A 14087-nucleotide genomic window follows, 5' to 3' on the forward strand; every position below is an offset into this window, starting at 1 on the left:
TGCCCTGGTTTTATCTCGTTGTTAGATATGCGACAAAAGCTCCAAAAAAGGATACAACAAAAGTTACAGCTTATAAGTCAGACAGCATGTCTTTTAACTCCTTGCGATACTCATTGGTATTAAGAATAACCGATCCCGATGTCTCGGAACCTCGGTAATAGCTATAGGGCAGTAACTCACTCACTCTGGGTAAAACTGTTGCATCTTTTTGCCCTGGCCGTAGATATCGAACGGGAACCTGAAAACGCCAGCTGCCCGGGGGCACTGGTAAAGCATACCACTTGCTGGAAAGCACTGTACCATTGGTGGTGCGATAGAAATTGACAAACGCATCATCAATGATCGCCAGGGAAAATTGTATCTGTCCGTTTTGATTGCGGGCAAATAACGCGATTCGGTCTGGGTGGTCAATGCTGCGGAATTTCCATACCTGCCGGAACATTTTGCGTCCTTCGAGGAGCCTTTCGTGGAAGGCTTCAGAGCTTTCGCCCTGATCCAGTCGTTTTATTTCAGTGGCAGCTTTTATGATCGCCCCGGCAATTGCATCAAGATATGCTTCTTTCATGGGTTAATTCCCTTTTTACGCTAATTTCAAGGTGTTGTTTTGATCGTAGTACTTATACTCGAATTGGAACAAATCGGATCAGTCTCGATCGGGTTATTTAAAAAAGCGTCTTTTTTGTTCAGTTGCGCGTACTTAAAATTGTTACGGAATGTACTGGGATGGGAGGCCGGAGTCAGATCCAGCCGGGCTTCCCAATCCTGTTCAATTAATTCGATATTGCGCGTTGCGCAAAAGCGTCTTTCTTTGTCTGTTGGCTCGGGAATCCGGAAGAGAGCTTTGCCCCAGTTTATGCGTGAGTTTTAAACCCAGCCCCATTCGTCAATTAGTCTTTATAAGACTTTGCCCCTTTTGTGCATCCCCCTCGGCGCACTTTTTTTGTTTTTAAATGCACTTACAATTCACGCTATTTTCTGCTCGTCCATTTTACTTTACTTTTCGCTTTTTCAAACTTTGGGGTCATTATTCGAATATGTGAAGAAGATCAGATGAATCGCCACGTTGATACATTTCCCGACATGTTACCAAATAGTTTTTACATGCTTGTAACCACGTATCTTTTCATCTGCCGTCACCAATTTAGCTGATAAAGTTCTAGCCAATGCCGTTATCATTCGATCAGCTGGATCTTTATGGAACTCTCCAGGCAATCTGGTTGATTCAATTGCAACTTTGTTATCAATAGGGACAAATTTTACGGGTTCGACTTGTGCCGCTAGAGTGATCCAGGAATCAACATCCATGCTTAATGTCAGCCTTGCTTTTTCAACCAACATTGCGATTTCCCATGCTGATATTGATGACACCAAAATATCACCACTCGTGTTTACTTCGGTTTGGATTGCGCTATTGGCCGCGGCAGAAAGTTGGTTATCATCGTTTAACCACCACAGTAAAATGTGTGTATCAATTACGATCACGCCAGCTCCCAGTCATCTTCTGCCACCGGTGCAGTAGGTGATTCATAGTTAATTACACTACCTTGCAATAGCTCCATGGGAGACTTATCCGATGCATCATATTTCCTGATAACCAGAGTCGGTTTTCCATGATCGGTGATAATTACTTGGTCGCCCGACTCCTCTACATCTCTCATAATCTTCAATGCCTGCGCCTTAAATTTAGATTTGGATACTTGTACTTCCATAACTTCACCATGGTCACGTTACTATAGTCATAAATATCTCAGAAAAAATGACCATATACAATTGTCAAAATGGCCTTAAAATCTGCATTGTGTAATAGATCGTAGATTAAAATGAAGCAAAACGTTTAACAGGTGATCTTTTGGTAGTGTTCAGATCGTGAGGTACATTACATAGGGCGGTCAGTTGGTTTTTCAATTAGAGACCACTTAAATAACCGAGAAGTTTCATAGTTAAGATAATTTGGTCCTTCAGATCCGAAAAATTTGAGTATTCGATCAAATTTAAGATCTCATTCTGAGTCAGCACGTACTGTTCAGATCTATGCAAATTTTTGTGATGATTCAATCTCACAATGATGGTGAACATCATTTTTTTAGCGCGAGGGTTTAATTGAATGTGCGGATTGTTCTCCAGCGTCTCTTTGAGGCGTAGTAAGTAATTTCTGTCCAAGATTAAAAAAATGGCATGTTTACCAGTTTCGCTATTTGTTTTATCGACTGAAATAAGATGATCATCTTCTATACCGGCTGGTAACTTTTTTAGTTCAGCAAGAATCCATTTCGCATATGTGATTGGCGTATATTGTGGATCTTCATATTCACGTGCTATTGATTCTGCTGTTTCTCTCGTCCACCGATTCAGCTGAATGTCATAGCGATGAAAACCTGAGTCATAAATATATGGTTTTAAATCCGAGTTATCTGCGCGAATTTCTTGTTGAATTTTATTTTCGATTTCTTCAACTTGCTCCGTAAACATATCATGCTGTGAACCCCATCCACCGAAATACGCTTTCCCGAAAGTTACGCTTCGGGAGTAATGCAAAATAATCTCATCGACAAGTTTGGATTTTCCTTTATATTGCAGATTGATAAATCGCCTGAACATAACCTCATCAATGCAATGCTCGTTAAAATAGTTATTTAACACTGCCATATCGACAAGTGTATCTAGAAACTCTTTTAACTGGGGAGCCTGTCGTGTAAAGAGGCTAGAATAGATCCAGCGATAAGTACTATTGTCTTTCAGTAGAACCAACGCGAGAAGTTTTAAACGATCTGCTTTGCTTGAGTCTCTTAAGAATGCGTTGAATATTAGTTCATAATTTTGACGTCCAACCTGTGGCAGCTTCGCCCACTTTTTTTGAAATGAAAGAAACAAATTGTTAATTGCACTGTTCCGGCAAACTTTTTGTCGAGTAGATGTCTGGTGTTCGGCTTCCAAATATTTGTAATAGGCCAGAAACGCAGCCATACCGACTGGTTTTGCATTTACTTCATTTGGTTCCCAAACATTTTGGTCAATAAATTTTTCAAGTAATCTTGAGCAATAGTGATGTAGCCGATCTGGAGCATTCGGATCAGAGGCTAAATAGAGCCGCCAATACGTCTCCTCACATAAAATCAGTTTATTTTGTAATACGATCCGTATTGCCCGTATGGTATTTTTATCAGGAATCGGGAGCTCACCTGCCAACCTTGTTGTGATGAAGTCCGGAAGTTGATTGATCAGACTTTGACTGATTTTCGTGATATGTACATCCACGAAATTGTCATTGGATGTGATGTTAAATTCCATTGATTCGTCCCTGTCGGCATGTTGTTAGATGCTTCGCCACTGTCTGCTTTCCGTATTGTAAATATGGAAACCAGTATTAATTTCCTTCGTAATAGACCTACCATTGATGAACTGCTGAAAATATGCATCGCATACTTTTCGGTTTCTTGCTATGTTCCGGTGGGGCGTGTCTGAAAATGGCTCTAGCAAAAAGTGTGAGTTATAGTAGTTGATGATATTCTGTGTACACTCTTCGTTTGAGCCATAAACTACTGCACAAAGTAGATAAATCGCTCTCTCGTGAAAGCCATCACCGGCATCTGTTTTTTCGATACTCAAATCAATTAATTTTTTGAGCACACCATCCTGATGAAAAAAAGGCAGTAAACCTTCAACACTTGCCCAACTTCCCTGACCGTATTGAATTGCATGATAGAGTGTTTGATAGAACAAAGGCATATTGTTGTAGGAAATCAAACCCTCAAGAGTTTGTTTAAGGCGAGTAGTTTCATTGTGCCCTTTACCTTTATTTTGCTCTATGAAATACAGTGAAAAAGTTGAGAATAGCTTAAGGAGAATCGAATCCTCGGTTACCGTGCATTCTTCATAATCAAGTTCATCGAAAAAAGCATACAGACATTCTTGGCCCAATTTGTCGACTTCATCAGTCCAGGGTATGCCTCTCCCGTATATTTCGAAAGTTTGTATTAGATAATCAAGGGTAAGACACTGAGTCTCTTTACCGCATTTAATCACCAGAGACCAGAATTCATATTCAGACAGGATCAAACTGCTCCCAACTTCCAATAAAACAGGGCGAGCGCAATAATTTGAATCGTCTGTTTTCAAACATGCAATATTGTTTATTAAATATTGCGGAATTGCCTGCAGTGTTTCTACCTTCAGTTCTTCTATCTCGAGAACAAGGGGGGTGGATTGGATAGGGCGATCAGTTTTCTTCAGAGAGTGTTTGATCATAACTTGTTTGATTTTTTATCGTGGTTGGCATAATGAATTAGATGTAATGGTTAATTTAACGCTTTAACTAAGGTTTTAAAAGTTAGCTATAGGATGAAGTACCCCCTTAAAAATGTCGGCATTCCAACAAACACGACGGATTGGCCGACAATTGTTTTCCAGTAATGCCTTTCTAAAATGCTAAGTTATTGATGATTAATGCTTAGTTAGTTGGTTCATTTGTGAAAAATAAGCAGGACACCCACTCGTATTTTACACCGCAGCCCACGGCACCGTCCGCTTCTCGCTATCCCGGTACAACACCATGGAGGAAGTCGAGCAGGTCATCGAAGCCGTTTCGCCCATCGTGGCCAAACTTCGCAAACTCTCGCCGTACTGGGACGAAAACGGCCCCATCGAAAACCCGGAAGAGAGCTTTGCCCCAGTTTATGCGTGAGTTTTAAACCCAGTCCCAGTCGTCAATTAGTCTTTATAAGACTTTGCCCCTTTTGTGCATCCCCCTCGGCGCACTTTTTTTGTTTTTAAATGCACTTACAATTCACGCTATTTTCTGCTCGTCCATTTTACTTTTTACTTTACTTTTCGCTTTTTCAAACTTTGGGGTCATTATTCGAATATGTGAAGAAGATCAGATGAATCGCCACGTTGATTTGTATGTTTGTCAGGACTGCGTGTGCGATATATCCCACATCAAATATCGTTACTTTCCTACAGACAGGTATCAGCGGTGTACTACTCTGATATGGCAGCATCCTGGACAGATTGAGGGAGCTTCAGCCGTGATGTATTCCAGTAACCGGTTCACTTTTTGATGAAAATAACGCTCCCCCAGTATCGGAAACACGAGTGCTATCCAGAATTAGATTAAATCCAACAAAAACGGGCCAATGAGTATTTTACGAGTAAGCATAGTCTTTGCTGCTTGTTATTCAGTGTCGGAAGATGATTTCGTATTAATATTTAACTTTAAGGACAATCGATGCGTTACATGCTGTTTTTTAAAATCTTGATTCTTTCTTTGATGATGACAGGCTGTGCGACTTATAAAATGACTTTGCCTGCTCCCGTCAAATCGGACGACATAAACATAGAATACAATGATAAACCGTTGTCAGGGTGGAATGAATTACCGCTGGGAGCATATCGTGTACCAGATAGCCAAGTTATTATTACCGGTCACCAGAAAGGTGCCGCTGCCGGGTTGTTATTCGGTGTTGTCGGTGTGGCGGTTGCTGATGCCGTAAATACAGCTGTTGGAAAAGCTACGGTAGAAAATCTGGAGAGAAGCTTACAGATTTCGTTAACTACGCAAGCTCAAACGGTAACTAGAAGGATGATTTTTGAAAAGGGGTTAGAAAATCGCTTTTCGACGTCGCAGGATCATACAGAACAAACGCTATCTGTTTCAAGTGCAGTGATAATAACTTTTATAAATGACATCGAAGTTCGACCCTATGTGCAGTTAAAAGCAGAATTGATTGATAATCGTTCATCTAAAACGATCTGGAGTACTCGTTATATTGCTTCAACAGGAAAGCCTCACCGATTAGCAGGGAATGATAGTTATACATTTGATGATGGAGCTTTATTGAAAAAGCAATATAACTACGGCACTGGAACATGCTATTGAATTCATGCTTAAAGATGCAGCGTCCCCGTTATCCCGGGATGACACTGAGCTTACGATGATGCAGAGTTATTTTCCTTATCTAAAACAGAAGGTAGAGAGCGTTGGCTATTTAGTGAGTGAGGACGTAGAGTCAATCGTATTTATTCCTAAAATTGGCGATGCATCACTCCTTGCAGGTGTTCACATTATTGACAAATCAGTGACGATATTTCGAGATGCTACTGAAAATGACTCTTACTTTAAAATTGTTGGTACGCCATGATTTGCCGCTCAAGATACATGTTATCGACGCAAGGCCAATACATTGCCTTATTTCAACCCCAGCCGCTATTTTACTCGACACGCTACTTCTATCAGAATGTGAATTTCGGAAAAAAGGGAACGGGAATTTTTAAAGGGAAGATAATTAAAGTTGTATTTCTTGCACTGTTTTCCCTTTTGACCATAGGGTGTTCCATTCAAAAGGTGATCGTTAACTCCCCCGGTCTTCAGGAGTCTCTTGAGCAGTCCGAAAACCTCCAAATAAAGGACCTTCGTCCCGAGGCCGAAAAGGACAGAGAGATATTTAGTTTATTTATCTTAAGTGAGGCCTATGGTACCTCTCGGCAGGGAGATATGACAGAACCTCCGCCTTTAAGAATTCTTCAGCATCGTATCTATGATAAGTACGTAAATGAAGCACGGTTACCCGAGGTAAAGGTTTACCATTTTGTTACATATATGAATATGCAGGCCGAGCTCCGAAAACTTTCCACCAGCATTGCTTTGAATCAAATAACTGGTTTGGCCTTTCCGTTACCGCGCAGGTTTGGTGTGGAAGGCACGGCAACACACGTGTCGCAATCCGAGTTTGAACAAGTCAAGGACGAATACTCTCGAGCACTTTACTCAGAAACCGAAAACCCCAAGAGAGCGAGTGTTCTCATCGTTTACCTCGATGCGGAAATTGATGGGGAAAGAACATTCATCAAAACGATGACTCCAATACTTCTTGAGAATCAACCCGGTAAGATTCCAATCGTAGTCGCAATCGAGACTGCTATAGCTTATTTTCTGGATCAATATCCGAAGAACGAAGTAGCGGTTTCGAAGTAAAAGAAAAACTTGTGTGGATGTGCGATTTGGCAATCGATCTGTGTTGATAACTTCCGTGGGGTGCAGTTTGGGCAGTACTTATCACTGCAACAGTTTATGATAGTCTTGGTGCCTGTAAACGTTAGTGCAAGGCAGGTCGAATTTCCACGTCTATAGTGACGTATCTCTCCCGTTGGCCGTTCGGGTAATCAGTAGGAACTGTTCGGTAATGACTGACCGAGCCATCCTATCCGCCGTTTTCGGAATAAGCGTAATTTCGTGCCCAAGGACAATACTTCGTACGACTTTTATGTCTTATTCTGAGTGCAGTGTGCGCATATCTGTACTGAGTAACAGTTTCATCGTGGTATGATGCCTGCGAGTGCCGCACCTTATCCGTTTTGCGACACCTGCGGTAATCGTAGCGTAGCTCAAGTCCTCAGATAATTGAATTCAAGTAGGGAATAGAAATGGAAAAGCTAAGAGTGTTTGCGTTGATCGGCGCACTTGTATCAATCGTTGGCTGTGCTCCTGAAGTGGGTAGTAAAGGCTGGTGTGAAGATATGGCGGAAAAGCCAAAGGGCGACTGGTCCGCAAATGAAGCAACGGACTATGCCAAACACTGTCTGTTCAAAAGCGGTGAATAATACTTCGGTATGAAACGGCCAGCGCAGTTAGTCTGCGCTGGTCTGTACATTTCTCAAGAGCCCGATTGTCAATCCTGCGCCAGTACTTCAATCAGCTTCTCTATGTCGGAACGTTCAAAAAAAAGCCAATCTGAGGTGACCTCCGTCGGTGCGACATTTAAATACCAGTTATCATGATATTCATACTCAAGGCCATGTTCATCAGTTATGACCAGGTGGTATATAAATACGTCTGTCTGTGTTTGGTCAAAGGGCGCTGCTGTTCTTTCTAACGACTCTAATAAGCGAAGTGCTTCTGCCGGCAGGCTGTCTCTGCTGTAGTCTGCGATGACTTCTCGCGGGAGTGCGCCGATTCCGCCTTCCTGGGTGATCACAACACGCTGGCTCGATTGAAGCCAAATACAGTCAATGCAATCAGGGGGAGATGAATCGTTGTTATCATCGCATGCAGATATCATCATTGTAGCTAAGACGATCAGTAGATATTTCATTCTTTATTCCCTTAAATTGTCGATGGTATTGAAAAAGCGCGTTCCTGTCATCTTGGTCTCTCTCAGCTTTTTCCCTTTCCCTTTCCCTTTTTTGCTATCAGTATAAATAGAAAACTGAGTGTTCAGTGTGTGTCAGGAGAAATTCCTGGATTTTGGCTACACTGAAAGAATCTGGTAATACCTCGCTTTTTCGCCTCGATCGCTGACAGGCTCAATCAGGATTTCATGGATGTTGATCATTCCTACAGAAAAGCGCTTCGATTGGAAGCATGCGCCGCTTGTACTCATGCTTATCGTATTTTTGAATACTCTGGTTTTTTTCGTCTACCAGTCTGCTGATGTCAGTAAATATCAACAGGCGCTGGAACTCTATGGTGAACGAGAGTTTATGCTGTTCGAGTGGCCGGTATTTCGAGAGTATCTTGAGCAACAGGGGGATTTCGATACCTTGAGTGATTATGATGCCAGCATTGAAGCGGGCGAGATCGGTATCGTTGCAATTCATTTGCTGCGTGATGATGATTACTACCAGTATCTTTCCGACCATAAAACGGAGTTTATCCCCGAGGCTCGTCTTGATGAATGGAAACTCTACCGGCCTCACATCAATAAATTACTGGCATCGGTGAGCAGCAGTGCTTTTGGCCTGATTCCGAATGAGATGGGGCTCATTACGTTGCTCAGTTACCAGTTCTTGCATGGGGATACCATGCATTTGTTGGGTAATATGTTTTTTCTGGTTATCTGTGGATTTGCTGTCGAGGCGGCAATAGGCCATCTTCGCTTTCTGCTTTTTTATCTTTTCTCTGGCGTTGTGGCCGGAGTGTCCCATGCGGCAATGGACTTCGACAGTTCATCTGTGTTGATTGGTGCATCTGGTTCCGTGTCTGCTGTTATGGCCATGTACTTGGGGGTTTTCAGGTTTAAGAAAATTGAATTTTTTTATTGGTTTTTTATATTTGTTGGCTATTTCCGTGCACCCGCGTTGCTGATCTTGCCTTTTTACATTGGCAAAGAACTCGTCCAGTTTTACACCGAGGCCGGCTCGGATGTTGCGTTTATGGCCCATGCCGGTGGCTTTGTCGCGGGCGCCGTTCTGATTGCGCTCTTATTGCTTTTCAAGCGGGATTTGTTGAATGATGAATATATCGAGCAGGATCAGAGGATCGACCCGTATCAAGAGCAACTTGCCAAGGTATACCAACATTTTGAACAATTTCGCTTTAGCCAGGCGTTAAAACACCTCGATTCGTTAATCGCCGAATGGGGGATCTCTTTTGATCTGGCGCTGCTTCGCTATAATCTGTTAAAAGCGACCAAGCCGGATGGATATGGTCAGGCTTTTGCTGAATTGGTTAATTTGAAAGGAAACAGCACGAGACAGCTCAAAATTCAGGAAAAAGTCTGGTTGGATAACCCAGCTTATCGTGATCACCTGAATCAAGATGAGTTGGTTGCATTGGGCATGCGTCTGGCTACTACGGAGCACCTGAGTACGGCGGAACAATTATTTCACTCCATCTACAAATCCGATGCGGTAAGCGAATCATTACAGGTGTTTGCACAAAAGCTTGCGCTACTTCACGGCAAACTGCAGAACATTGACAAGCAGGCTTTCTACCATGAAATTTCCACGGGTATTACGGGTGCCGGGAGGATTCATTGATGGACTATTGTAAATACCATCCTGTTTCACCCGCGACATATCGCTGTCCGGTCTGTGAAATCACGACCTGTGATCATTGCGTGGTCGAACAGCCCGTAAACACAAACTGTAACCCCCGCTGTATTTTGTGTAGTGGAGAGCTTGAGAGTCTGGGAGCCGTGAATTCGGCGATACCGTTCTGGAGGCGACTTGAAGCGAGTTTTCGATATCCGTTAAAGGGCGACTCAGCCGTTGTCATTATTGCCATAGCAATACTCTCTGTCATTCTGAACTATTTGCCACTAGGTTATCTTGGTTCGATTTTTCTGACGGGGGCGTTTATAAAATATTGTTTTGCCTGTCTCGAGTCGACATCAAAGGGACAAATGAAGCCGCCAGATATTCGTTCGGGTTACGAGGGTGGGGTTAAGTTAATGTTGAGAGTGCTTCTGATACCCTTTGGCATCGGCCTCTTGTTGTTTGGCGTCTATCGAGTGGCCGGCAGTGGCGCTGCCAGTTTTTTAGGCATACTGAGTTTGATTGCTTTACCGGCGATTTTGATATTGTTTGCCTTGACGGACCGTTTGGTGGTCGCGTTGAATCCACTCAAGGTTATCGGGTTGATTACCTCAATTGGTCTCCCATACGGCCTATTGTTAGCGTTTGTTCTGATTATGGTTGGTTCGGTTGGTATTCTAGGTGAATGGGTGAACCGGATTCCGCTATTGGCGAGCCTGATGGAGTCAATGGTGTCGAGTTACTATTTGATTGTGCTATTTCATATTATGGGTTACATGATTTTCCAGTATCAGGGAAAACTCGGTTACACAGCCCGTGAACAGCTCAGGGATGAAAAACGCAAAAAGAGAACCGAGCGTGATCGGTTATTAGTCAGAGTCGACGCGCTGCTGAAAGAGGGGGAATATGGTCAGGTTTTCAGATTGTTGAAACAGGGGGCTCAGTCTTTTCCAGATGATGCCCACATTCAAAAGCAACTGATTGAGTTTATTCTGGCAACCAATCGACGAACCGGTGTCGTGCGATTTGGGTCTCGTTTTCTGGATTTTTTAATCAGAACCAATCAGGAATACCTGCTGAACGCTTATTACAAGCGTATACTGCAACTTGATCCGGGTTTTATTCCGGATTCAGCCCAAACCAGGCATCGAATGGCAAAAGTATGTCTGGATGGCGGGGATCTTCAAGGCGCAATCAAACTTATTAACGGTATGCATAAACTTTATCCAGAATATGAATATCTGGTATCCGCATTTAGGATAATGCTGGAAGCGCTCGAACAATTACCAAAACGAGAGTCGCAAGTTAACCAGTGTAAAGCCCTGATTAAGCACATTGAAACTCAAAACGCTGAAAATGCGTTGAGAGGAGGTCACCGAAAACCGCAAACGCTCCGTGACGATTCAACCGTTTATGCAGGTACATCGATTGCCGATGATGACTCCGGTATAGGTCGTAAGATCCAGACCCAGGCGGATACTGAGAACAGCACGAACGCTGAGAACGACCTGCCGGCCATCGAATTCAAATTATGAGTCGCTCGGCATCAAGCCATTCAGCTATTAAGTTTTTTCCGTAGATAACCCAAATTCCATGAATAAACAGGTGCATTAAACGATGACAAATTCTTCCGTTGAAAGACGTAAAAAAACCAGGTTACAGTGTTCAGAAGGTTTCAGCGCTAGCAAGCTAAACAATGGTACAAACGAATTCGAGCTGACATCCATTAACTATACCCATGATGGAATTGCGTTGTTCAAGCCTCAGCCGTTGCCAGATATAGATCAGTTTGAGATCAGCTTTGACTATGTGCTCGATGGTGAAACGGTCCGGATCGAACGCTTACCTTGTGCAATAGTCCATGTTCATGATAGCGATGAAGGAGTGATGTATGGCGCTGCTTTCAAACTTGAAGAAACCTCTGCGAAGCAGATCGAGGATTTAATCCGGATTGAGGAAGATATTGCGTTGAAGGCGAGTATGATCGTTTAAGCACGTGCCCCCGCTCGAAAGCGTAGCGGGGGAATTATCCGGACCAATTTTTCTAGCGGCTCAATTGATTAGCTGCCTTTTTCAGTCCTCGAGACAGGGCGACCTGCAGCACTCCAGCGATTCCTCCTCCCACGAATTTAGGAAATGCATCAAATTCGATTTCCCAGGTTACAACGGTACTGTTACCTGTGTTTTCAAAGCTGATTTTCCCTTCATGGTTCATGATAGGGCCACCGAATTTGGTAATGCGATAGTCGATTTGCTCGTTTGGCGTCAAGCCAACCACGGTTTCATGGGTTCCGAATGGCCATGGACCCATCCGTCTGACCGAGCCAACGCCGTTGGCATCTTCAGTACCGTCTTTGATACGTTTAATCGGAATGATCAGAATCGATGAGAGCTGGTTATGATCTGCTAACTTGGCAAAAACCTGTTCTACAGGGGAATTAAACGTTTGTGTGACCTTTACTGTTTGTTGTTTCATTTGATGAATCCATTTATTGGTACAAACATGTGAATTTGAGCGCGCTTAGGGTAATACGTAAAGCGTTTCAATTCCAGAACTTCGAAATTCAGTCTTAAAGACGTATCGCACCACTTTAATTGATTTAATCGTGTTCACGGCCACTATTGCAGCTCAGACCTTTGGTGGGATCTGCAAGTCCAGCTAACGGGGCGCGTCGCCATAGTGTCGATATTCTACGCACGCGCCACCCGCTGAAGCGCGATTTACTTTTTTTAATGGTCGAGTATGATGTCACTGCGCTCTATGATGCGTCGGGCTAAGTTGAGTCTGCCCGGGTAGAGCTGCAGATTATTGTCATGAAAGATACTTTAACCGGTGTGTTCAGCCTGCATTCCATGCAGTGGGTATCAATACAGTCTAATCAAAGAATTAAGAGAAACCGCAACTAGAGTTACGTCAGAATGACATCTGAAGTCTTGTTTCACCTTATGCTTGGTCATCTTGTATGGGTGGCCATATTGTATGTCGCGCTTACTGTGGTGAGGGCTCCATTCGTCTGGAGTATCACTGTGAGCGATCTCATAGGCGAAAAATTTGCGGAATGGGAGCCAAGAATAAGTGCTAATTTAAGTAATCAATTCGAGTGGCCTGTTTTCTTTTACGTAGGGGCATTGCTAGCGTTTCAGTCTGAAAAACAGAGCGAGATGATCGTCGTTTTCTCAGCGAGTTTGTTTTTGATTGGGCGCATTGTTCATAGTGTGATCCAGATTGGATTGCCCAGTGTGAGGCTTCGCGGTGTGGTGTTTATGCCAAACTTCTTAGCGGTATTGGGTGTTTGGTTCGGGCTGTTTATGTGACGTTCAACCCGGAGTTTTGTGAGGAGTGTGGGGCAGGCTGGCGCTGCATCGCGCTTAACCTTCCCCCTGTCCAGCACCGTTATCGGAGATTTATTGAATCGGGTTTACAAGTTTAAGGTTGGTGTCAGATGTAACAAACATCCGTTACCCGCAACGGTGAGACGATAGCTATTTACCGAGCGACCGCTCTCTGTATGTGTTTCCCGCTCCAATACACCTTTATCCACCAGAAAGTCGAGCATTTCTTCTGTAAGTTCATCAAATCTAGATTTCGCTGAAATTTCTGCCTGGGTTGCGAGGCCCTTGATTGAGTACAAAGCTCGCATGATTTTAATTTCGCGATCTGAAATTTCAGGTAGGGGCCCCTTGTAGGGCGGATATTGCAATTGTGGCTTTTTGCCGCAAACACGTTTGTACGACTCTTGAATCGCTTCGATGTCTGCGTTTTTGTCACCCGTTAACTGAAATGAGTGGAATACGCCGGAAACCTTGGTGCGATAATCAACTTTCGCAAGAAATATGGGAATGCCACAATCCTGGGCAATGTGGTAGAACCCTGTTTTCCAGCTTTTAACGTGACCACGCGTGCCTTCTGGCGTGAACAGGAAAAATACCCGGCTGTTTTTATGTTGATCAACAAATTGCTTGATGAGTTGTACTTGGCCCTTGGCGGAACGGTCAATCGGAATTGCACCCAGCCACATAATGATGGGGCCGATTACCGGTACACGGCACCAGCTTTCTTTGATTGAAAAATAAATCTTAACATCGAACATGATCGCTGCACCGAGTGCATATACGATATCCCAGTTTGAAGTATGGGGAGCCGCAATGGCGACACCAGCTGAACGTGGGGCGGAATTTACGGTTTTCCAGCCTGCGAGTTTGAACCAGATTACATAGATGGTTTTCAGAAAGTATTTTACGAAAATACCATCGAAAATCGTTTTATCGCGGATTATTAATGGTTTTTGATTTTTCATATTGTGTCTCTGCCGGGTCTGCAATCCGCTGCAGTTGAA

At 43.4% G+C, this 14087-nt stretch carries 17 protein-coding genes; 9 read left to right on the top strand and 8 right to left on the bottom strand.

What is annotated here, in order from left to right:
- Positions 1 to 70: 70 nt before the first annotated feature.
- The 5 genes from OLMES_RS11960 to OLMES_RS11980 form a co-directional block, all read right to left on the bottom strand.
- On the bottom strand, positions 71 to 565 hold the full coding sequence (locus OLMES_RS11960; protein ID WP_087461470.1) for a hypothetical protein: 495 nt from the start codon (positions 563 to 565) through the stop codon (positions 71 to 73).
- Positions 566 to 1083: 518 nt separating this feature from the next.
- Positions 1084 to 1482 (bottom strand): type II toxin-antitoxin system VapC family toxin, encoded by a 399-nt coding sequence (locus OLMES_RS11965; RefSeq protein WP_087461471.1) that lies wholly within the window; start codon positions 1480 to 1482, stop codon positions 1084 to 1086.
- Complete coding sequence (locus OLMES_RS11970) at positions 1479 to 1709, bottom strand: type II toxin-antitoxin system Phd/YefM family antitoxin (protein WP_087461472.1); 231 nt, start codon at positions 1707 to 1709, stop codon at positions 1479 to 1481. The genes OLMES_RS11965 and OLMES_RS11970 overlap by 4 nt, the downstream gene beginning before the upstream one ends.
- Before the next feature lie 196 nt (positions 1710 to 1905).
- A complete protein-coding gene (locus OLMES_RS11975; RefSeq protein ID WP_087461473.1) occupies positions 1906 to 3288 on the bottom strand; it encodes a hypothetical protein in 1383 nt (460 codons plus the stop codon).
- A 24-nt stretch (positions 3289 to 3312) separates the two neighbouring features.
- On the bottom strand, positions 3313 to 4245 hold the full coding sequence (locus OLMES_RS11980; RefSeq protein ID WP_087461474.1) for a hypothetical protein: 933 nt from the start codon (positions 4243 to 4245) through the stop codon (positions 3313 to 3315).
- A gap of 304 nt (positions 4246 to 4549) precedes the next feature.
- Between OLMES_RS11980 and OLMES_RS28840 the strand changes: the two genes are divergently transcribed.
- The 5 genes from OLMES_RS28840 to OLMES_RS12005 all read left to right on the top strand — a co-directional run bounded on the left by OLMES_RS28840 (position 4550) and on the right by OLMES_RS12005 (position 7596).
- Complete coding sequence (locus OLMES_RS28840; protein WP_269767750.1) at positions 4550 to 4681, top strand: hypothetical protein; 132 nt, start codon at positions 4550 to 4552, stop codon at positions 4679 to 4681.
- Positions 4682 to 5224: 543 nt separating this feature from the next.
- Positions 5225 to 5875: a hypothetical protein gene (locus OLMES_RS11990; protein ID WP_087461475.1), complete on the top strand. Its 651-nt coding sequence runs from the start codon at positions 5225 to 5227 to the stop codon at positions 5873 to 5875.
- Between the two features lie 4 nt (positions 5876 to 5879).
- A complete protein-coding gene (locus OLMES_RS11995) occupies positions 5880 to 6137 on the top strand; it encodes a hypothetical protein (RefSeq protein ID WP_087461476.1) in 258 nt (85 codons plus the stop codon).
- A gap of 17 nt (positions 6138 to 6154) precedes the next feature.
- Entirely contained in the window at positions 6155 to 6970 is an 816-nt protein-coding gene (locus OLMES_RS12000) for a hypothetical protein (RefSeq protein ID WP_157678282.1), read from the top strand.
- A gap of 449 nt (positions 6971 to 7419) precedes the next feature.
- A complete protein-coding gene (locus OLMES_RS12005) occupies positions 7420 to 7596 on the top strand; it encodes a DUF3012 domain-containing protein (RefSeq protein WP_087461478.1) in 177 nt (58 codons plus the stop codon).
- A gap of 68 nt (positions 7597 to 7664) precedes the next feature.
- On the opposite strand, the gene OLMES_RS12010 is transcribed toward OLMES_RS12005, so the two are convergent.
- Entirely contained in the window at positions 7665 to 8087 is a 423-nt protein-coding gene (locus OLMES_RS12010; protein WP_087461479.1) for a hypothetical protein, read from the bottom strand.
- Positions 8088 to 8316: 229 nt separating this feature from the next.
- On the opposite strand from OLMES_RS12010, the gene OLMES_RS12015 reads away from it, so the two are divergent.
- From OLMES_RS12015 to OLMES_RS12025, 3 genes are all read left to right on the top strand, one after another.
- Positions 8317 to 9753 (top strand): rhomboid family intramembrane serine protease, encoded by a 1437-nt coding sequence (locus OLMES_RS12015; protein ID WP_087461480.1) that lies wholly within the window; start codon positions 8317 to 8319, stop codon positions 9751 to 9753.
- The gene (locus OLMES_RS12020; protein WP_087461481.1) at positions 9753 to 11285 is read left to right on the top strand and encodes a hypothetical protein; all 1533 of its coding nucleotides are present in this window, start codon (positions 9753 to 9755) and stop codon (positions 11283 to 11285) included. The genes OLMES_RS12015 and OLMES_RS12020 overlap by 1 nt, the downstream gene beginning before the upstream one ends.
- Before the next feature lie 82 nt (positions 11286 to 11367).
- Positions 11368 to 11742: a PilZ domain-containing protein gene (locus OLMES_RS12025; protein WP_087461482.1), complete on the top strand. Its 375-nt coding sequence runs from the start codon at positions 11368 to 11370 to the stop codon at positions 11740 to 11742.
- Positions 11743 to 11794: 52 nt separating this feature from the next.
- Here OLMES_RS12025 and OLMES_RS12030 read toward each other — a convergent pair whose 3' ends face one another.
- Positions 11795 to 12226 carry an SRPBCC family protein gene (locus tag OLMES_RS12030; protein WP_087461483.1) on the bottom strand — a complete coding sequence of 144 codons (432 nt, stop codon included), beginning with the start codon at positions 12224 to 12226 and terminating at the stop codon, positions 11795 to 11797.
- Positions 12227 to 12696: 470 nt separating this feature from the next.
- On the opposite strand from OLMES_RS12030, the gene OLMES_RS12035 reads away from it, so the two are divergent.
- Entirely contained in the window at positions 12697 to 13065 is a 369-nt protein-coding gene (locus tag OLMES_RS12035; protein ID WP_087464461.1) for an MAPEG family protein, read from the top strand.
- Between the two features lie 104 nt (positions 13066 to 13169).
- Here OLMES_RS12035 and OLMES_RS12040 read toward each other — a convergent pair whose 3' ends face one another.
- Entirely contained in the window at positions 13170 to 14048 is an 879-nt protein-coding gene (locus OLMES_RS12040) for a 1-acyl-sn-glycerol-3-phosphate acyltransferase (RefSeq protein WP_087461484.1), read from the bottom strand.
- Positions 14049 to 14087 lie beyond the last annotated feature (39 nt).

Origin of the sequence: Oleiphilus messinensis (assembly GCF_002162375.1) — a bacterium.
In the GTDB taxonomy this organism is placed as follows: domain Bacteria; phylum Pseudomonadota; class Gammaproteobacteria; order Pseudomonadales; family Oleiphilaceae; genus Oleiphilus; species Oleiphilus messinensis.

Coding starts and splice junctions, on each gene's coding strand:
- OLMES_RS11960 (WP_087461470.1), bottom strand. CDS start 565: ATGAAAGAAGCATATCTTGATGCAATTGCCGGGGCGATCATAAAAGCT.
- OLMES_RS11970 (WP_087461472.1), bottom strand. CDS start 1,709: ATGGAAGTACAAGTATCCAAATCTAAATTTAAGGCGCAGGCATTGAAG.
- OLMES_RS11975 (WP_087461473.1), bottom strand. CDS start 3,288: ATGGAATTTAACATCACATCCAATGACAATTTCGTGGATGTACATATC.
- OLMES_RS11980 (WP_087461474.1), bottom strand. CDS start 4,245: ATGATCAAACACTCTCTGAAGAAAACTGATCGCCCTATCCAATCCACC.
- OLMES_RS28840 (WP_269767750.1), top strand. CDS start 4,550: ATGGAGGAAGTCGAGCAGGTCATCGAAGCCGTTTCGCCCATCGTGGCC.
- OLMES_RS11990 (WP_087461475.1), top strand. CDS start 5,225: ATGCGTTACATGCTGTTTTTTAAAATCTTGATTCTTTCTTTGATGATG.
- OLMES_RS11995 (WP_087461476.1), top strand. CDS start 5,880: ATGCTTAAAGATGCAGCGTCCCCGTTATCCCGGGATGACACTGAGCTT.
- OLMES_RS12000 (WP_157678282.1), top strand. CDS start 6,155: ATGTTATCGACGCAAGGCCAATACATTGCCTTATTTCAACCCCAGCCG.
- OLMES_RS12005 (WP_087461478.1), top strand. CDS start 7,420: ATGGAAAAGCTAAGAGTGTTTGCGTTGATCGGCGCACTTGTATCAATC.
- OLMES_RS12010 (WP_087461479.1), bottom strand. CDS start 8,087: ATGAAATATCTACTGATCGTCTTAGCTACAATGATGATATCTGCATGC.
- OLMES_RS12015 (WP_087461480.1), top strand. CDS start 8,317: ATGTTGATCATTCCTACAGAAAAGCGCTTCGATTGGAAGCATGCGCCG.
- OLMES_RS12020 (WP_087461481.1), top strand. CDS start 9,753: ATGGACTATTGTAAATACCATCCTGTTTCACCCGCGACATATCGCTGT.
- OLMES_RS12025 (WP_087461482.1), top strand. CDS start 11,368: ATGACAAATTCTTCCGTTGAAAGACGTAAAAAAACCAGGTTACAGTGT.
- OLMES_RS12030 (WP_087461483.1), bottom strand. CDS start 12,226: ATGAAACAACAAACAGTAAAGGTCACACAAACGTTTAATTCCCCTGTA.
- OLMES_RS12035 (WP_087464461.1), top strand. CDS start 12,697: ATGCTTGGTCATCTTGTATGGGTGGCCATATTGTATGTCGCGCTTACT.
- OLMES_RS12040 (WP_087461484.1), bottom strand. CDS start 14,048: ATGAAAAATCAAAAACCATTAATAATCCGCGATAAAACGATTTTCGAT.